Here is a 20,091-nt window from a genome sequence, read left to right on the forward strand (position 1 = left end):
TTATTTAATTAAAGGGTCAAAAGGCGAACTTTTTGATTTATTAACAGTGGCTGCAGGTGCAGTTTTAGGTTTTACGGTAGCCGTCTTAGTTGGGCTTGATACTCGTTTATTGGACGATTTAGAAGTACTCACTTTATTACGTGTTGCGTACTGTTTTTTATAACTTCTTTTTTCATTATCAGCTGAGCTACTTTCGGAACTCGCCTTAAAACTCGATGGGTCCGGAGCAGGCATAGCAGTATGAATATTTTCAATTAACTGCTTTGCAGGAGGATAAGTCACATCATTGCTTAAATATCTCATTTCCTGAGTACGCATTTGCTGCAGAGAATTATTTGCAATGCTCACACCAGATAAAAACAAGACATCTGTTATTAATGAACCGCGTATATTTTGACTTTGCAATTGACTTGCTAAATTCAATGCTTTAACTGGTTGATTGGTTTGATAAAACCGCATAGCAGCTTTAGCTAATAAATCATTTTTTTGAGTTGTATTATCGCTATCACAAACTTGTTTAAAAATATTCAATAGCTCAGGATCATTTTGACCTTCAGCTAAAGGGTTCTTCTTAATACAACTTTTTTTAAGTTTTACAGGCTCTAGTTCTGCTGCTTGAGCATATGATAGACCGATAATGTTTCCAGTCAGAAAAAGTATCAAAATACTTCGTTTCAACACAACTTTCATTCCTCTGTTTTCTTATTTATTCAAGGCTTTACCGAAAATTTAATATTCTTAAAACATTAAAAAATCAGTCTAAAAACCTTATATTCAAAAAATTTAGGCACAGTTTATCATATAAACAAACATATTTTATATAAAAATCATATCAACTTAAACTAAAAGTAAATAGTTAAGATGCTTATAAAATATAGCTTAATAAAGTTATTCTTATAAAAACATAATATTGTTATTTTTTGTAATTAAAAATAAGTTGTTGAATTTAAATAATTAAATAAAAAATTAAACTAAACTAAAAATTATCATAAATATCACTTAGTTAAGATTTACGAAACATTTTCTTAAAAAGATTTTAGTTGATTTAAAAGATAAATAAATTAAATGATTGTAAAAGATACATTTCAAATTTATGAAAATAGAAACCCAATATTAATAAAAATAAAATTGTCAAGACTAATCGGTCTATTAAGTATATTTTTATTACACATTGCTAATGTGACCCCATAAAGTGAGCAACCAAGTTCACACAGACCACAAATTTTTAAGAATTATATATTACTGAATCTTGCCTACATCACATTGGAAATTGATAAAATAATAAAATTACAGATGAGTAAATGATTAAAAGGAACTTGCAGCAAGATTATAGTTTAAGTAAATATTTTATAAAAAAAATGTTAAGACAAAGAATTTATAGTCATATATTTGAACATTTACTCTTTAGAAAAGTGAATTATTTCTACATCCGAATAACAAAACCTCTATTTATATCTCTTATGTCTCTTACTAAAATAATCAAATCACTACTCAACCACATGATTTTTAAATAAGATGATTAAACAAAATTTAGCCATCATTCTACTTTCGAGTATTACGTTGACTGCTTGCGCAAAATCAACAAATAATACAGAGCAAACCCAAGCATTTACAACTAAACAAAATCTCTCATCAGAGCAACAAAAGAAGTTACAACAACTACTTGATAAAACTAAAAAGAATCTTGTAGAGATTAAAGGTGGTACTTTTATGATGGGGGATTTTGGTGAGCAAAAAAGTCCGAATAACTTACCGTACGATAGTGATGCTGATAGCAAACCTTTACATAAAGTCACTTTAGATAATTATGCATTAAGCGCAACAAAAGCAACTTATGCTGACTTTGATATATACACAGAAGTTACTGGCCAAGAAAAAATTGGTAAATTTGATGAACTATCAATTCAAGATCGAATTCCCAATTCAGCAGCAGGAGTCAATTGGCAACAAGCCCGCAATTATTGCCAATGGTTAGGAAAACAACTTAATTTAAAAATGGATTTACCGACCGAAGCTCAATGGGAATATGCTGCGCGAAATCGAGGACAATATATTCTTTATCCTACAGACAACGGTAAAATCGATAATGGTAGAAATGTTTGGAGTTTTGAACAACGTCAAAATCAACAAAATAAATTAAACGCTTTTAGAAATATTCCTGAGTTATTAAAGTTTCCCGCAACCCCTCTAGGCCTTTATGACATGATTACTGATAATTATGAGTGGATGCTAGACTGGTATGATCCACAGTATTACAGCAAATCTCCTGAAAAAAACCCTCAAGGACCCACAAAAGGTAGCCTCAAAGTTGTACGTAGCTCAATTCCTTCTGAAGGACAATCCCTACAAATGTTTGGAGGCTTCACTTTTAGTAGGCATGCTATTCACCCTATAGAGGATCCTAAAGCTGCTAAAGATGAATTAACAAAAAAACATCATCTTGACTTAAATCAAAATAATTCTGTTAGATGTGCGGTTAATTAAACCGAATTATATGAAACATATAATACAGCTACACATTATATGTTTCATATTTATCTGTATCATCTTGATCAAAAGGCGATAAAACATTTGAATTACTTGCCATGAGCGTTATTTCCTCTGAATCACCCCATACACCCTGCTGTATTTCTAGCTGTTTAAATCGACTATCATCCTGATTTTTTACCAACATGTAATTCAAAGAACCTGCTATCTTTTTTGCTCCTTTACGATATTTTAAATAATCCTGAAGCCATGCATTAATTTGAGTACCTTTATATTCGATACCAGAATTTAGACAACGGATTATATCTTGTGCATATTTCTCATCACTTCCATAATTAAGAAAGCGAATAATATCTCCCTCCACTTTACCCAATTGAGCTTGAGTAAGCTTATTGCCACGTGGATGAATATGTTGAATCGTATTTTCCCACTCTTCTGTAGAAATACATGTTTTAAAAATATTGATTACTGCTGTCTTACGAGTTGGGAAAAATTCAATTTTCATATCTGAGAATTTAACATTCATATCAAAAATAGGAGCAGTTCTATCTGTCCAATGAGTTACTGCGTATAATAATATTCCTTTAGTCTCTGGTGTAGCATATAACAACTCCTTCTTTCCAGAACTAGAGTTAATATTCTGTGCAGTTTTATAGCGCCCTTGATCAATATCCAGCCTTCTAATCCAGTCTCCATATGAAGCTGCAATTCTATTTATATCACTGATTACTGGATGATTCTCCCCTATACAATAAGCCAGAACTTGTGCAGCTAATAGAAATGCTGTTTGATTTATATATAAAAGTGTCTTAAATCCTGCATGGGCAACTTGGGATTTTATAAAACCAAGATAACTTAAAAAATGCTCTGTTCCTACAACGAATGATGCAACTCCTTTCGCTCCCACACCCCAACACAAATGAGCTGCTACCAATATTTTAAAATTACCCGAAGTTTGATCATAGCCAATTTGAAATTGACCTTGCGCCCCCGCACCCGCACTTACACCACCCCCAGCTGCAGCTGAAGCAATCGCAACAAATTCGCCTTCACCACTACCATCACCTTTAGGCTTAAACCACTCTATAGCGCCTTTAAGTAAACCTTGTATTTGAGCTCCAGCAAATGCATTAATACCAATATTACCTTGATTCTGCGCATTTTCCTGATTATCACCAATTATTTTCAAACTTCCTTGCGCAGGTTGAAACATAGGCTTTTTATTACGATCTACCATCTGACTCATTGATCTTTCTGGTGGTCTTACCGCAGCCTTTATGACTTGAGTTGTGCCTTGATAAGAAATATCAACAGATAGATTACCAGCGATCCCTAAATTTGCTCCTGAAAAACCAGATATCTCAGCCCCAATTAAAAAACGGATTATTCCCAGATCATAGTTATCATATTCAAGTTTCCAACCTGTTTCACAAGGATAAAATTTCCGCCACTCTTTCACTCCTTCAAATAATGTCCATTTAGTAGACATATCTCCAGAAGCCTTAATACTTACCCCTTTAGGTGCAGCACTTATTGAGCCTTCACCGCTTGCCCCAGCGACCATGCGCATCCATTGTGCTTCTTGGGTAACGGTAATATCCCTACTATTTTTATACTCTTCAGCAATTTCGCCACCCAAGCCTCCTATCAGGTTATAAACAGCTTTTTCATCACTTCCAACACTCCCTTTTGCTGTCAAAAGTTGCTGGGAAAGTTTTTCAAAACTACTACGGATTTGTGCAGGTTGTTGTACTGTATATTGATTCGCAGTTACATCCACATTTGTCTGAGGATTTCTACGCTTTGCTTTTAACTCCTCATATTCAGTAACTTTTAAATAACGTCGTTTTAAATTATATTTAGATGCTTGTTCGTTTGTTTTACCACTGCTCTCAACCACCCATACTTCTCTTAAATCAGCTCTTTGCTTAAATTCACCATTAATCTTTTCAATGGCCTTTTCCTGATTTATATTTAAACGCTTTTCCAATTCTTTAATTTCTTCCAAATCACGACTTTGGATTGCTTGTGTTAGATCCTTATTAGACTTGTGAACTTCCTTTACTGCATCAGATAATATCTTAGTTTTTTTATCAAATTCAGCATAGACTGCAGGCGGCAAAACAAGCACTTCATTGGTACACGGGTTAATCACAATAGGTGGTTTTTGTCTTGCACCCATATTTTCCTTATGATTAATATCAGGTTGAGTTACCGCTGTTGAAGTCGGAAAAATAATCTGATAAATAACTTGTTTATCTACACAAGTTATTGGCTCATACCATTCACTATTTTTTTTAGTAGTTCCTAAAGTATATGTAACTCTACTCTTCAAATGCGTATAAGCTAATTGGGTATACCCTTTTTTATCAGGTGGTCCTGGTTTCAAGTTTACTAAGGGCTTATCCTGACCTTGTCCAAAGATTTGATAATCTACAATTGGAATCCCATTCCCAGCGCTATCAATAAATCTATATAAAGCATAGTTTTTAAACTTAAGATGTTTAGTTTTTTTTACAATATGAGTATTCTTCTTTTTATATTCTTCATAAGACATATTAATTCTTTCATTTAATTCTTCTGCTAAATCTAAAGGAAAAGTTGGTTGTATTTTTGATAAATTAAAAAAGTTTTTTTGTTTAACTGATTTAGCATTTTTTCTTAGCTCTTCTAAATCTTTATTTGCTTTGCTCTGCTTGAGTTCATACTGAGCTTTTGTTAAGAAAAAAGCATTTTTTTTAAGGCTTATGGAGTTTACTTCAACTATATTGCTTCCTTCAGCCAAAATAGGCTTTATAGTCTTTTTAGGGCCGAAAATAGTTTCATGCCCCTCAACAAAAATATGCAATTTTCCATTTTGATTTAATGAAATTGGTTTTGTTTGTCCTTTTGGGTTTGTGGCACCCTTATAAGTCTCTTTCGTCCCATCTTCACAGAAAAAGATTATGCTGTATTTTACATTTGGTAATTCTTTATTTCTTTGATTATAAAATACTATTGTATATTCAAACGTAGTATAAGGAGTCATTATATCTCTAACCTTTTGCCGCTAGTTTATATTTAGAAGCATTTTCATCACTAATATGAATAGAAATTTGTTCTGAGCCATCAGTTTCAAATCTTTGAGTTAAACCTTGGGCATTAGTTCGCCCCTTTTGCCGGCTACCATCCATTCTAAATGCAATATACTCTACATTTTTCGCTGGCTTTCCATCTAAATCAGTAATTTCAAAAGTCAAATAATAAGGCTTATTTTCCTGCTTTTTGGGAGGAGTAACTTGTTCTCCCCCCATAAACAAATGCTGTCCTGCTTTCACCTCAAGCTTACCACCCGTGACTGGGAAAATACCTGAACCATTCAGCTTAACTTGAGATCCGTTTGCTGTCAGATTAATTTCAGTTGGGCTAGTAATAAAAACTGTGTCTTCAGTTGAAGTAATTTGTACACCTTTTCGAGCAATCACATCTAAGGCATCACCTTGAGCCTGAATTTCTACTTTGCCCTTGCCAGCAAAAAGTCGAGCACCTTCTTGGGCAGCAAATAGACTTATTTTTTGACTCGCATGACTTACTATATTCTTTTGCGTACTAATATTAATGCTATCTCCAGCACTTTGAGTGAGCTGACCATTTGCACTGAGGTGTATATCTTCATTACTACTTACAGCAATACTTTTTGGAGATGCCAGCAGCATCACTGCTGATTGAAACTCAGCAGCTTTTTTAGGATCTTCTTGTTTAAGAACTTCTAGGAAAGTCTGAATATTCTCAAGCATATCTAAGGGGTCAGTTTGCTGATTTTTAGCAACTTCGCTGAGTGCCTTGGCATTGTTGAGGCCGCCTTCGATTTGCTGTTTAGCCTCATTTGCATCAAGGTGTCCGCCTTGAGCCTGATCCTGTTTGTGAGTACTAATGAGTAAGCCACTACCAGCTCTTACCGCGCCCCACTGATCTGTTCTAAGTTCAAACCCTTCTCCACGACCTTCACTCTCTGCCTTGTCTTTTGGGTGGCTTAAGTTACCCAAGTTTACTTGGCTTGCGGCATGACTACTTTGGAGCTGGGCACTAATTTGCCCCGTGGTGTCATCAAAGCGTAGCTGGTTAAAGCCCTTACCGTCGACTTCTTCTGAGCGGATGCCGCTAAGTTTTTTAGTGTCAGGGAGCAGGCCTTTCTGATCGAACTGAGTTGGATGACGTTCAGCCTCATGAATACGTCCCACCACAAATGGACGGTCAATGTTGCCGTCAAAGAAGTCGATGACCACAATCTCACCGACACGTGGCAAGAAGCGTGCACCATAACCCGCGCCTGCCCACGGGGTGAGTACATCTACCCAAGCAGAGTCGGTGTCGTTGTCGTTACTTCCTGCTCCACCGTCATGGCTATGGTCATCAGTTCGGGTAAACAGGAAGCGAACTTTAATACGTCCCCATTGATCAACATGGATACTTTCGCCCTCTAATCCAACCACTCTAGCGCGCTGCGGGTAAGCTGCTGGTCGGTGCTCTAACGGGTGATATTCAGGCACCGCTTTAATATTTCTACGCGATAAGATGAGCTCATTACCCTGACGCTCGGTTTGGTCATTTAACTCGGATTGATCTTTTTGCCATTGGCTTTGGCTAAAAAGTTGATTGATTTGCTGTTGCAAATCCTTAGGCAAATTATTTTGTAAATAGAAGCTTTTACCAATAATCAGAAACTCTTTGTCTGATCCGCTATGCGTATCTATTTCAGGATGTTCATTCAATTCAAACCAATAGCCAACTTGCGTATCACGTACCGTAGTTTGTGCACGGAAATATTTTGATTGAGACGCATAATAATCAGATAGATTATTGTTGAGTTTTTCTAGCTGCTGGTGACCCGATGCAGTGGCTTGGTCTTCACCCTTTAAATCTTGCATCCAAGCAGGGCTGACATGCCATGCCTGCTCTAGACTTAAACTCGCATTATCCTGATTAGCACTATGACTATGCTTTGACTGAACACTGCCCATGCCTTCTTCTTGACTTAAAGCATCAGCCTGCCAGCGTTGTACATGCACGGCTGTAGATTGCAAGCTTCGAGTTGGCACAAGGCTTATCATACTGTCTTGTTGTTCAACAGCGCTACTACGGTGATAACGGATATTTCTTCGGTCTAATGCTAAATATGATTCATTATTATCAATTAAACGTAACTTTTGCGGTTGAATCTCAACTGAGCTATGAGTGGCAAACAACTGAGCTTCATCAATTAACCAGTTAATGCCTTCACTACGCCAAAGTCGGGTTAAAAATTCATAATCCGTTTCATTACTTTGCATGATAAAAGGTCGAACATCGTATTCTTCGGTTAGACCTTTTAAATCCAATGTTAAACCAGAAGTAAACAACGGGCTTTTGTTCTGCCATTCTGTAAATAGAATTTCAGTAATGTCCCGTACACTCTTATTCATAAACACACGACTATTGCGGCGTTTATGCCATAGTGCGGTTGGATCTTGCAATCTCAGTTTATACAATGTTAATGAACCATCACTCTGCCCCTGACTTGCTTCTGTAATAATTCCTGTAGTTCTGAATAGCTGCCCCTGATCAGTGATTTGATCGACTGCAACCTGACAACCAATAAATTGTTTTAATGAAATATGGGCATTGGTAGAAAGACAAAATAAATCGGCAGTCAGTCCTTCATTTAGCTGATGCCGTCCTTCAATACTTTGTAAAAAGACTTGAGTATTCAACGATGGATTAGAAAACTGAATATGAAGCACGCGTTTTTGCGAGCTGATACCCAAATCTTCTAGAATTTTGTGTATATGAGATAACATCTTTTTTTATGAAAACTTTGTCAGGATTGGCATTATTTTATAAAATATAGAAACATCTGTCTATTTTGTAATAGGGAAACTTAACCATATGAATACACGAATGAATGAGAATACTATCCGTGATAAATATAAAAAAAGTGAATTAACAACTTACGCTATTAACTCACTTTTAACGATTATTTATTTTTTAGTATTCTAAGAAATTCATTTTTAATTTAAATTTATTAATAATATCCACAAATTTTTGACTTACTACATAGATATAAGGTTTATCCGTAACTCTAGCAATAAAAAATTCATCTGTTACAAGATCTTTTTTTATGAAGTCATCCTCATCTAATAAATTGTTTTTTCTCTTAATATACATAGCATAAATATCTACCTCTTCATTCCTCACATAGCACTTATAGAAATCACACTCATCTTCAAGAATTTCTTTCATTTCATTAAAAAATCTTTTTGAAAATAGTAAAATTCCAGAAGATGAATAATAAAAATCAGTCTCTAATATCTCATTTAATTGATCAGAAAAAATATTATCATAATCTAAATTTATTCTAGGTTTTTTTAAAAATTGATTACTTAGGTCAAATTTAAAATAATTAATGGCAATTTCTTGCTTCCCTTTCAAATCAAAAGAAAAATCTCTATCAATATACTCAGACGGATAAATTGTATAAAAATTCACAAAGCCAAAAACTTAGTTAAAATATTTATAAATATTTTTCAATTATACATTAATTAACAGTCAAAACTTTAGAGTATTTGACTGTTAATTTTTTAATTACTTACAATTGAATAAAGTTTTTTTCATAAAAAATATTATTAAAAAAGCTATTAACTGAATCCCCAATTTTGCAAAAATAGTCATCATAACCACCATAGAACTTAAATGATGGATCTATAAAATATGTTAAATGTTCACTATAGCCCAATCCAATTGGTAAAAGGTCACTTCCTGCCTTTAATGAATACTCCTCAAATATCCAGGCAGGATCTATACCTTCTGTTGCTTTAATAGAATTGAAATACGAAAAATCTTTTTCTTTTCCTCTATATGCCTCATGAGCTATATTTAATCCATTAAAACTCTGGACAAAAACTATAGCAGAATTAAAAATTTTATATTTATCCGCTTTCCATGCTTCTATGATGTGTTCGCTATCTATTTTTCTTCCTGTATACCAACCACAATTGATTAAATATTCTTCAATATTAGCATTTAAATCAAAATTGGATTCTTGCATTTATTTCTTTCCTGTTAACACTTTGTCATATTTAAAAGTTACTTGACAGTTCCTACAACAAGGAAATGCTTCTCCACTTCTAGTTCGAACAGTTGCCATTTCCAAATCTCTTCTATTAGAACCATCTTTTAATGCTTTATTTACAGCATCAACTTCCGCACAATTATTGGGTGCCCAAGGCTCAATAGATGGAGAAGGCAAAGAGACACTTAAATCTGCATGAATATTTTTAGGTTGGGTACCACTTGTACCATAATATACTTTACCTGTACGTTTATTTACTACAGCACAGGTTGCAGTTGGTAGACGCCCTCCTGCTTCTCTTATTTGTTTTGCCTTTTTAACTGCCTCATCATATGCATTAGGACATGTTTTAGAGGTTAGCCCAAGTGGATCAATCCAATTATTAGGATTCGGTGCATAAGAATACACATTAAATCCACCCAACAATCCAATCGGGTCTTTACTAATAAACCGCCCTACATACGGCGAATAATAACGATAACGGTTGTAATGAAGCCCTGTTTCCCCATCAAAATATTGACCTTGGAAACGGATATTATTGCTAATAATTTCTGACTTTTCAAAGAAATCTGACTTAGCCTGTTCTACCTTACACTCACCCCAAGCTTTATATTGAGCTTTCCAGACAATGGCGCCTGTCAGGTTACTCATTTCTTGCGGTGTACCTAAATGGTCGCAGTGATAGAACCATACATCATCAAAACCTTGACTTTGTTTTACTGTATTCCAAAGAGGGTCTTTATAAATGCTATATGTTTTTTCTGTCCAGTCTTGGGTTTGATGTAGCTCAATGGGGTGATGATACGCCGCTTGCAACAAAGGCACGAAACTATCTTTTTCGTAGAAATAGTGTTTAGTTATATCAGCGCTAGATTCATAAGCTAAAGTATCACCATCCCAACCATAAATAATGTTCTGTTCTTGTCCAGTATGGTGATGCTTACTTCTTTTTTGAATACGTCGGCCTAAAGCATCGTAGCGATATTCTGCCGTGTATTGATTGTTTCTACTACGAACAAGACGTCCCAACACATCCCACTCAAGATTTAAATCACCTTGTGATGACTTTTGTCGAATCAGTTGACCAAAAGCATCATATTGATATTGTTGGTCAAGATATTCCTGCACGACATTATTAACTAAGCGGTTATAACCAAGACCTTTTTCAGTGACAGCGGGTTGTGAGGATTGCTCTTTGGTACTGTTATATCGATCTAGAATATTACTTGCCGGGTCAAAATTAAAAGTCTCTTTCCCAAGTTTACTGGTCGCTTCTAATAAACGCCCAACAGGATCATATTTATAATGAATAGCCCCACGACGAGTATCCTTAATGAGCGTTAACTCACCTGTTTTATCGTAGTGATATAAGCGTTCAATCAATTGGTTGGTATGCTGGATAGCATTATTTTTAGTTTGGGTCTGATAACCTTTGTCATGCTCATTCAACATTAATTGCTGAGTTAAGCGGCCTACTTCATCATAACGTTGTTGTTGGCTAAGACCATTTGCATAGTGGCGTAATGTCTCTCTATGTAAATCATCACGTTCAAAGCTAACAATATCTTCATCATTTAAAGCTACGCCATAAACATGTCCACTTCCATAAGTCAGCCAATCTATTTTCTGCCCATCAGGTCGAATAGTTGTGGTTCGATTATTTAATTCATCATAGACATGTTTCCACACAGCTGTTTTCTGAGTTACAACATCTTGATGATGTTCTTTAATTAAATTGCCTGCTGCATCGTAAAACCACTGTAAGTTGGTTTCAGCATTTTTAGCTTGAACTAGATTACCTAAGCCATCATAAGAAAATTCTTCTATTTGCTTTTCTTCAAGCTCTTGCCCTTGATAACCATATCCTGCTGTACGTTGTTCTAAACGTCCCATGCTATCAAAAATAAATTGCTGAATACGGTCTTTAGGAGCAGCGCGATCTTTGAAATCTTGACCATAGGCAGAAGCGACCTCAATGCTACTAGTTAAACGACCATTATATTCATCGTACGTATAAACAGTTTCTTTGCCATCAAAATCAATTTCTTTTACTAATCGACCCGCCGCATCATAGACAAACTCGTAACTTGCGCCATTTTCATTAGTTAAACGTTTTAAGCGACTCAAGCGGTCCCATTGATATTTTAAGGTTTGATTTAATGGGTCAATACGCTTAGTAATTAAACCAGCCGCATCATATTCATAACGTGTCTGCTGACCTTTAGGGTCAATATGAACTAATAATCGACCTTCTTCATCATGAATAAAATGCTCTTCAGCTCCATCAGCGTGTTTAATTTTCTCGAGTTGTCCAAAAGCATTCAGCGGTAAGCCTTTTGCTAGAGGTTTTCTTGGTTCAGCAGTTAATTCCGTATAGAAATATTCAACTTTTTGCTTTAAAGCATTTTCAATAAATTTGACACGCCCGCGATCATCATAATGCCAGTGAGTTTCTTTACCAGAACAATCCGTATAAGTAACCAAGTTCCCTTGATCATCATATTTAAGTGTCTTCTTACCGCCTTTAGCATCTTTAATGGAGGTTACCAATCCCATCGCATTATAGGTATAGGCTGTTTCATGCTTCAGCGGATCAATTTCTTTAATTATATTCCCTGAAGCATCGTATTCTTTAAACCAACGCCCCTGTTCAGCATCAACAAAACCAGTCAGATTATCTTTTTCGTCGTATTCATAATAAAAGGTTGAGCCATCGGCCTGAACCATACTTAAGACATTACCGCGTTCGTCGTAGGTATACGATGTTTCTGTTCCATCTGTAGCAATATGCGATGTTATATTTTTTGCTTGGTCTCTAAAGAACCATTCTTGCAAATTGTCTGGATAAATAATTCGATAGGTGTAACCCGTAATACCATAATAGTATTCAGTCACGTTACCATCGATATCCATGACTGAAGTTACGCGAACATTTTCATCCCAATCTAATTTAGTAGCGGAACTATAGTCATCGGCCCATTCTTCAATTGCTTTTGAGCTAGGTAAAACGCCATCCCACTTTAAGTTCATTCCTCTTTGAGTAAGATCAGTATAACGAGTCAATAAGTGAGCTTGGTATTGATATTCATAAGAAGCAGCAAACTCATTGGTTGCCTTAATTAAATCGCCTTGCTCGTTATATTGATATGCTGATAGTTGTCTAATGAGTTGACCATCTTCAACCAACCAAGCTGCAACAACTTTTTGCACATCATTAATTTGTAATGCAACATGCGCCAGTGTTTGTTGTTGCTGTTTAAATATAATGTCGGATAAATAGCTATCACCATTTTCTAATTCATGGTCATAACGCAGCCCAATACTAAATCCATTTTGACGTTCAATGGAGACTAAACGAAACTCATTTTTATATTTTTGATAGAAGCGAGTTTCTGAAACACCATATGAAATTGCTCTAATTTCAGGTGAGACAACTGTATAAGTAAAAGTTTCTACTTCATCATAGTAACTCTGCCCAACTTTTAGCTCTGGTAAGCGAACAGGACGGCCATCGCTGCCAATATACTCCCAGCCCTCTTGCTCAATCGGTTCTTTAGGTTCATTAATGTTGTAACGAGAACAACGAGCAATCTTGGTTGTAAAAGGTGTAATCCACCGCGCTCCGAAAATCGATTGATCATACTGATATAAGTTTGATACATACGTTCTCGAAAATTGCTCTATCAATAATGGATGAATTTGTGCATCGGTATGATTTAAAAATTCAGTACCCATGGCAAAGGTAATCGATCGTTTAGTCGCCCCCCCTTTACAGTTTTTACATGCATTCGCATTATGAGTCGCAGCATGTTCAGTATTTGCCTTTTCTAACTTATCATTCTTCTTGTCATGTCTAACTTGTGTGGTTTGGGTTGGCTTAACTTGGCCGGAGGCTTTTTTTCTAAATCTGGCATTACTTAAACGTAATATTTCAAATAACCAGCCAATTGTTTGCGGCTGCGCTGTATTTCCCAAGCCCTTAATTTTAGTATTGGCAGTGATACCAATTTTATTAATCGTTGCACCTACATTTAATATCGGCTGCTTTAGATGTGCAGGAACTAAAGAGGTAACAACTTTAGCATTCGAGTTTGCTCCTGTTTTAATAAGAGCTTTTCCCAAGTTTTCGGTCATGTAAACCAAGTTTTTTCCAGCTCGTGTTAAGTCACCACTTTTTATTCCTTTAATAACACCAGCAGCTTGCTGTTGAGCTCGATTTGTATTTGACCCCGCATTTGTAAATACTTGGCCTTTTGTTACAACTCGAACAATACCACCATTAATTTGTGTTGTGGCATTTTGAACGGTTCCACCACAAGTGGCTAAAATTGAATTTAACTGTTGAAGGCCTGTTTTACAGAATTTATCAATTTGTCCCGCAACCTGATCATTTAAATGATTGGAGATCACTACGATAACTGCTTCTCCCAAAGCAGCTTTACCCACACGTTTAACTTCTTGACGGACTAGAAACAGGGCTGGACGAGCAGACATACGAATTGCTGTTGTTCCTGGTACAGGTGCAATCCCAATAAGGTCAATACCCATTGTGGACCAATCCATAATATCGGCATTTTGAAAACCTTTATCGTAGATATAGCAAATGTCGGAGACCACATCGATAGCAGCCATCACATTTCCAATAATTGGAACTGTCCCCATTACACTGGCTAGCAAGTCTAATGTCACAATTTGATGTGTATGACTCTTTAACCAATTATCTATTTTTTGTTTTGAATGACTAACATCTTTAATAGCAACTTCTGTTAATGGCTTAACAACTTCTGTTTTTCCAGACATTTTCTTTCTCTATGAATTCTTTTTAAAAGGACTTTGCAAATATTGAGGAAGCGCGTTAGTCAGCAAACTACCGCTATCAACAGAACTTAATTTGCTGATGTCATTTATTTTCTGAATTGATGCAAGATCAATATTGTTCCCTATTTTTCGACCTACTTCTGAAATAGGTAAAAAGCTTTTCACTTGATCAGTCACTAATCCCTGCGCTTCTATTTTTAATATTGGCATTAAAGCCTTTGCTCCTTCAGATTTTATGCTTTGTGCTGTCTGAATATTTTCCATAATATTCGCAGGATTGGTTAATTGTTTAGATAATTCACCAAGTTTGGACTGGGCTGTTTTACTCATTTGTGCAATTAAGGAATCTGATTGCTCATTATCCGCATCATTCTTATTTGGCCACTCAACTGGACGTTTAAAATCACTTGCTGCATCCCAAGGATCACGGTGATCTGGTTCAAAGAAGACTTTTACTGCACCTGTTGCTAAGCCAGAAATTCTTGCAAATCCCTTATCATCTAGCTTGCCAGTGACTTCTTTTCCTAAGTTGTCGACAACCGTATAGCTTCCACCTTTAACAAACTCACCATGCGCATAATCGTGGATGAGCTCTAAATTTCCTGGACTACGTTTTGGCGGAGGCGGTAGTGAAGAACTAAAATTCGCACTTCCTCCCCCCATAAACAAATGCTGCCCAGCTTTTACCTCAAACTTGCCGCCAGTGACAGGGAAAATTCCTGAACCATTAATCTTGATTTGAGATCCACCCGCCGTGATAACGATTTCTTTAGAAGCACTAATCTCAATTTTGTCTTCAGTTGAAATAATCTGAACCGCTTTACGGGCAATTAAATCGGCTCCATCACCTTGTGCTTGTATCTCGACTTTGCCTTTGCCTGCATAGAGTCTTGCCCCTTCTTGCGCTGCGAAAAGGCTAATTTTATTTTGGGCGTGTGCAATCAGGTTCTTTTGCGTAGTCAGGTTAATGCTATCACCAGCAGTTTGACTTAACTGAGCATCTGCGCTGAGGTGAATGTCTTCATTACTGGCTAAAGCGATACTGTTAGGTGCCGTTAATATCATCAAGGCTTGCTTAAAAGCGGCAGATTTGTCTTGATCTTTTTCTTCAATTTGCTCTATGAACGTTTTTAGGTTCTCAAGCATTTCCAATGGATCAGTTTGCTGATTTTTAGCAACTTCACTAAGTGCCTTGGCATTGTTGAGGCCCCCTTCGATTTGTTGTTTGGCCTCATTTGCATCTAGGTGTACGCCTTGAGCTTGGTCTTGTTTGTGAGTACTAACGAGTAAGCCACTACCTGCTCTTACTGAGCCCCACTGGTCTGTTCTGAGTTCGAAGCCTTCACCACGGCCTTCACTTTCAGCCTTGTCTTTTGGATGGCTTAAGTTACCGAGGTTTAATTGGCTTGCTGCATGACTACTTTGTAGCTGGGCACTGATTTGACCTGTCGTGTCATCAAAACGTAGTTGGTTAAAACCTTTACCGTCGACTTCTTCGGAGCGGATGCCGCTCAGTTTCTTGGTGTCGGGTAACTGGCCTTTCTGATCGAACTGAGTTGGGTGACGTTCAGCTTCATGAATACGCCCCACCACAAACGGGCGGTCAATGTTGCCGTCAAAGAAATCGATGACAACGATCTCACCCACGCGAGGCAAGAAGCGTGCGCCATAACCGGCGCCCGCCCAAGGAGTCAGCACATCTACCCAAGCCGAGTCGGTGTCATTGTCGTTACTTCCCGCTCCGCCGTCATGACTATGGTCATCAGCTCGGGTAAACAGGAAGCGGACTTTAATGCGTCCCCATTGATCGACATGGATGCTTTCACCTTCCAGCCCCACGACTCTAGCGCGCTGCGGGTAAGCGGCTGGTCGGTGCTCTAGCGGGTTATATTCAGGGACAGCTTTAATATTGCGTCGAACCACGTTCAGCTCAGCATAGTGGCGCTGCTCAGGGTTTTGGCTGTCGAGTTGCGCAGCCTTGAGCTTGTCTTTTGGCAACAGACGTTCAAGTTGCTGTTGTAATTCTTTCGGTAAATTATTCTGGTTATAGTAATGCTTGCTTAAGATTAAGAACTCTTTGTCCGCACTGTCATGTTGATCGAGTTCTGGATGGTCATTCAGCTCAAACCAGTAACCCACCTGTGCATCACGGACGTTGCCCGAAACCGTAAACTGTTTAGAACTCAGGTGATGGTAAGCATTGATGTGCTGGTTAAGCTGTTCAATCTGGCTATTACCTGAAGCTGTGGCTTGATCTTCGCCTTTTAAGTCCTGCATCCAAGCGGGGCTAACGTGCCATGCATCTTCAAGGTTTAGGCTGGCATTGTCATAGTGTTCGCTGTGCTGCTGCTTACCTTGTACACTGCCGCTGCCTTCTTCTTGTTGCAAAGCATCGGCTTGCCAACGTTGAATATGAACCGAGGTTGGTTGTAAGCGGCGCTCTGCCTTGACTTGGGTAATGGTATCAAACTGTTCTGTCGCACTGCTGCGTTGGTAACGTAGACTACGACGGTCAAGCGCCTGATAGTTTTGGTTATCATCAATTAAACGTAAGACTTGTGGCTGAATGGAAGCATTCTGGTCAGCGACAAAAAGCTGTGACTCATCGACCAGCCAGTCAATGCCCTCACTACGCCACAAACGGGTTAAAAAGTCATAATCGCTTTCGTTTGACTGCATCACAAACGGACGCACATCGTAGTCTTTGCTTAAACCAGATGTATCAAGGGTTAGGCTTGCGGCAAATAACGGGCTTTTACCCTGCCATTCTTTAAACAGAATTTCGCTAATATCCCGCACACTTTTGTTCATAAACACGCGACTATTACGGCGTTTATGCCAGAGTGCAGTCGGGTCTTTTAAGGTGAGATTATAAATGGTGAGTGAGCCGTCACTTTGCCCTTGGCTCGCTTCGGTAATAATGCCCGTAGTTCTAAAAAACTGCCCCATGTCAGTGACTTGATCGACGGCAACCTGACAGCCAATAAATTGTTTTAATGCAATATGCGCGTTTGTCGATAAGCACAGTAACTCAGCAACGCTACCTTGGTTGAGCGTATGTTCGCCCTCAATGCGTTGCAAGAAAACTTGATTGTTTAATGATGCGTTGGAAAATTGCACATGAAGAACGCGGTTCTGTGCGACCAACCCTAAACTATCTAAAATTTGAAATATTTTATGGGACATCATTATTATAAAAACTGAGTCATAATCATCGATATTTTATAAAAAACAGACAGAATTGTCTATTTATATAAAATAGCTTATCTTCCCCTAATTTACATACTTTTTAGTTTATCTAAAAGAAAGATAAGGTATTAAAGGAGAAAACTCATGTCTAATCAAATGGATCAAGCCATTCAAAGTGTCATTGACCTACATGTTTTAATAGAAAATGTATTTACAGGAAAAAATGCAGAGCAAAGTCTGAGCCCACTTTTAGATAGCTTTGATCAAAATTTTAAGATGGTTACGGTTCAAGGTCAGATTATTGGTTTAGCCGAAGTTAAAAGCTTATTTAGTCAAAATATTGGAAAGAAACCCTCTTTAAATATCGACATTATTAAGAGTACAGCTTTATACGAATTTGAAAATTATTGTTGGGTGCAATATCAGGAACATCAGCAAACTGATGAAACGGAGACAGTGCGTACCTCTACGGCCTGCATTAAAGTAGAAGATAAAAAATGTTATTGGGTGTATTTACATGAAACTTTAGTTCCCTCGTCTTAAGTCATGTAGAGCACCTTAAAGATGGCACCTATTTTGCTTAACAATATTACGTTTTATGAAAATCGTAATACTGATCAAAATGGGGAGCTCTCAATATGGGTTATGTTGCAAAGGAATTTACGCGAAAGAACAAGCTGATTCTCAGTATTTGTTCTTTTGTTATTCCAATATGTCTTTGGTGCGCAATCAGTTACTTACCTTTTGTTTGGCATCCTCAAGTACAAATCACAAGTTCAGGCAGTGTTCCTTACTTACAAGTAGGAAGTCGCGTTGATAAAAATGTGTTCTATCTCGAAGCACAAAATGCAGTCAATCGAAATTCTGCACCACCGCAAGGTATTTTAGTCAATCCGATTTATTTACCCGCTCCCCATGAAGTCGCTAAGGCTTTGGTCACCGCCTTTACCACGCCACCAGAGCAACCCGATTCACCGTGGTTTCACCAAAGTTTATGGCACAGTATTAAACTGGTTTTTTCAGCCTTTTTTATCTCTTCACTGATTGGGATTCCACTGGGTATTTTGTGTGGTTTTTCTAAACGAATATCACTGTTAACAGAGCCTTTTGTCGAATTTTTCCGTTACTTACCCGCACCTGCTTTTGGCGCACTTGCAGTGGCAATTTTAGGGATTAATGACGCACCTAAAATTGCCATTATTGTGATTGGTACGCTATTTCAGCAAATTCTAATTATTGCTAATACCACCCGAATGGTAGATCGAAGCTTAATTGAAGCTGGCTATACGCTTGGTACCAATAAGCTCAAAAGTTTATTTCACGTGGTGATTCCTGCGGCCTTACCTAATATTTACCGTGACTTACGTGTGTTACTGGGCTGGGCTTGGACCTATTTAATTGTTTCAGAGTTGATTGGTACGACCTCGGGTATTACGTGGTTTATTACCCAACAGGCTCGCTATCAAAACTTTGACAATGTCTATGCGGCTATTTTGATTATTGGGGTGATTGGTCTGGTCTGTGACTGGCTATTAATGAAGTTAGGTGAGCGGATGTTCACTTGGAAAGTAGGAGCAAAATAATGAACGATTCAACATTTAACGCACATGAATACTTTCAAAAAATTTATGAACGTCCTGTTATTTTGGAAGCTAAACAACTGAGCCAAGTCTTTAAGCATGGTCACAGCGAACGCACTGTTTTAAATAAACTCGATTTAAAAATTCATAAAAGAGAATTTATTTGTGTGATTGGACCTTCTGGCTGCGGCAAATCGACTCTAAGCCGTGTTATTGCAGGTTTAGACCCATACCATAGTGGAGAAGTTTTAGTAGATGGCGAATGCATTACGGGTCCATGCCCTGAACGTGGCATGGTGTTTCAGGGCTATACCCTTTTCCCGTGGAAAACCGTAAAAGAAAACGTGATGTTTGGTCCGCAAATGCGTGGCGCGAGTCAAATGACAGCCGAAGCTCAAGCACGTGAATGGATTAATATTATTGGTTTAGAAAAATATGAAAATCAGTATCCACACCAACTTTCAGGAGGAATGAAGCAACGCGTTGCGATTGCTAGAGCTTTGGTTAATCAACCTAAAATTTTACTTATGGATGAACCTTTTGGTGCGCTCGACCCACACACACGTCAAAAAATGCAAAAGCACTTGATGGATTTATGGCAAAACATTGATATCACCATTATTTTTGTCACCCATGACATGGATGAAGCCATTTTACTGGCAGACCGAATTGTGGCACTCAAAGCCAATCCCGGTGAAATTAAGGAAATTATTGAAGTTAATTTGCCGCGTCCACGCTCACTCGACTTGATGAGCACACCTGAATTTAAACAGCTCCGTTCACGGGTAGATTATTTAGTTCACGCTGAAGAAGATGAGCTTGACCCTGCCTTACAAGACTTACCGAAAATACCGCGTATGACTCAGGTCAGTACAGAAAAATAAGAAAGACATTAAAAAGCCCAAGTTCATCTTGGGCTTTTTTATTGAT

General features: G+C 37.5%; 10 protein-coding genes and 1 pseudogene. 4 read left to right on the forward strand and 7 right to left on the reverse strand.

The annotated features are described in order from the left end of the window. Positions 1–690: a hypothetical protein gene (locus KIP84_RS11095; protein WP_199996951.1), complete on the reverse strand. Its 690-nt coding sequence runs from the start codon at positions 688–690 to the stop codon at positions 1–3. 825 nt (positions 691–1,515) lie between these two features. Between KIP84_RS11095 and KIP84_RS11100 the strand changes: the two genes are divergently transcribed. Beyond that, entirely contained in the window at positions 1,516–2,484 is a 969-nt protein-coding gene (locus KIP84_RS11100; RefSeq protein ID WP_063098539.1) for an SUMF1/EgtB/PvdO family nonheme iron enzyme, read from the forward strand. A gap of 28 nt (positions 2,485–2,512) precedes the next feature. Here KIP84_RS11100 and KIP84_RS11105 read toward each other — a convergent pair whose 3' ends face one another. The 6 genes and pseudogenes from KIP84_RS11105 to KIP84_RS11130 all read right to left on the reverse strand — a co-directional run bounded on the left by KIP84_RS11105 (position 2,513) and on the right by KIP84_RS11130 (position 17,581). Then, entirely contained in the window at positions 2,513–5,515 is a 3,003-nt protein-coding gene (locus KIP84_RS11105; protein ID WP_213688486.1) for a hypothetical protein, read from the reverse strand. 7 nt (positions 5,516–5,522) lie between these two features. Continuing rightward, positions 5,523–8,303 carry a type VI secretion system Vgr family protein gene (locus KIP84_RS11110; RefSeq protein ID WP_213688487.1) on the reverse strand — a complete coding sequence of 927 codons (2,781 nt, stop codon included), beginning with the start codon at positions 8,301–8,303 and terminating at the stop codon, positions 5,523–5,525. A gap of 349 nt (positions 8,304–8,652) precedes the next feature. Next, a pseudogene (locus tag KIP84_RS11115) lies at positions 8,653–8,991 on the reverse strand (hypothetical protein); the annotation flags it as partial. A 100-nt stretch (positions 8,992–9,091) separates the two neighbouring features. After that, on the reverse strand, positions 9,092–9,550 hold the full coding sequence (locus tag KIP84_RS11120) for an SUKH-3 domain-containing protein (RefSeq protein WP_213688489.1): 459 nt from the start codon (positions 9,548–9,550) through the stop codon (positions 9,092–9,094). Beyond that, on the reverse strand, positions 9,551–14,374 hold the full coding sequence (locus KIP84_RS11125; RefSeq protein WP_228308289.1) for an RHS repeat-associated core domain-containing protein: 4,824 nt from the start codon (positions 14,372–14,374) through the stop codon (positions 9,551–9,553). Between the two features lie 9 nt (positions 14,375–14,383). After that, positions 14,384–17,581 carry a type VI secretion system Vgr family protein gene (locus KIP84_RS11130; protein ID WP_213688490.1) on the reverse strand — a complete coding sequence of 1,066 codons (3,198 nt, stop codon included), beginning with the start codon at positions 17,579–17,581 and terminating at the stop codon, positions 14,384–14,386. 144 nt (positions 17,582–17,725) lie between these two features. Here KIP84_RS11130 and KIP84_RS11135 point away from each other — a divergent pair, with 144 nt between their 5' ends. From KIP84_RS11135 to KIP84_RS11145, 3 genes are all read left to right on the forward strand, one after another. Then, entirely contained in the window at positions 17,726–18,124 is a 399-nt protein-coding gene (locus KIP84_RS11135) for a hypothetical protein (protein ID WP_213688491.1), read from the forward strand. 95 nt (positions 18,125–18,219) lie between these two features. Next, the gene (locus tag KIP84_RS11140; RefSeq protein ID WP_213688492.1) at positions 18,220–19,164 is read left to right on the forward strand and encodes an ABC transporter permease; all 945 of its coding nucleotides are present in this window, start codon (positions 18,220–18,222) and stop codon (positions 19,162–19,164) included. Further along, complete coding sequence (locus tag KIP84_RS11145) at positions 19,164–20,045, forward strand: ABC transporter ATP-binding protein (protein ID WP_032070481.1); 882 nt, start codon at positions 19,164–19,166, stop codon at positions 20,043–20,045. The genes KIP84_RS11140 and KIP84_RS11145 overlap by 1 nt, the downstream gene beginning before the upstream one ends. Positions 20,046–20,091 lie beyond the last annotated feature (46 nt).

The organism is Acinetobacter sp. BHS4 (assembly GCF_018454425.1).
Lineage (GTDB): Bacteria > Pseudomonadota > Gammaproteobacteria > Pseudomonadales > Moraxellaceae > Acinetobacter > Acinetobacter pittii.

What these genes read in the sequence shown, in the direction of transcription:
- KIP84_RS11140 (WP_213688492.1), top strand. Translation starts at nt 18,220, where the DNA reads ATGGGTTATGTTGCAAAGGAATTTACGCGAAAGAACAAGCTGATTCTC.
- KIP84_RS11130 (WP_213688490.1), bottom strand. Translation starts at nt 17,581, where the DNA reads ATGATGTCCCATAAAATATTTCAAATTTTAGATAGTTTAGGGTTGGTC.
- KIP84_RS11110 (WP_213688487.1), bottom strand. Translation starts at nt 8,303, where the DNA reads ATGTTATCTCATATACACAAAATTCTAGAAGATTTGGGTATCAGCTCG.
- KIP84_RS11135 (WP_213688491.1), top strand. Translation starts at nt 17,726, where the DNA reads ATGTCTAATCAAATGGATCAAGCCATTCAAAGTGTCATTGACCTACAT.
- KIP84_RS11145 (WP_032070481.1), top strand. Translation starts at nt 19,164, where the DNA reads ATGAACGATTCAACATTTAACGCACATGAATACTTTCAAAAAATTTAT.
- KIP84_RS11095 (WP_199996951.1), bottom strand. Translation starts at nt 690, where the DNA reads ATGAAAGTTGTGTTGAAACGAAGTATTTTGATACTTTTTCTGACTGGA.
- KIP84_RS11125 (WP_228308289.1), bottom strand. Translation starts at nt 14,374, where the DNA reads ATGTCTGGAAAAACAGAAGTTGTTAAGCCATTAACAGAAGTTGCTATT.
- KIP84_RS11100 (WP_063098539.1), top strand. Translation starts at nt 1,516, where the DNA reads ATGATTAAACAAAATTTAGCCATCATTCTACTTTCGAGTATTACGTTG.
- KIP84_RS11105 (WP_213688486.1), bottom strand. Translation starts at nt 5,515, where the DNA reads ATGACTCCTTATACTACGTTTGAATATACAATAGTATTTTATAATCAA.
- KIP84_RS11120 (WP_213688489.1), bottom strand. Translation starts at nt 9,550, where the DNA reads ATGCAAGAATCCAATTTTGATTTAAATGCTAATATTGAAGAATATTTA.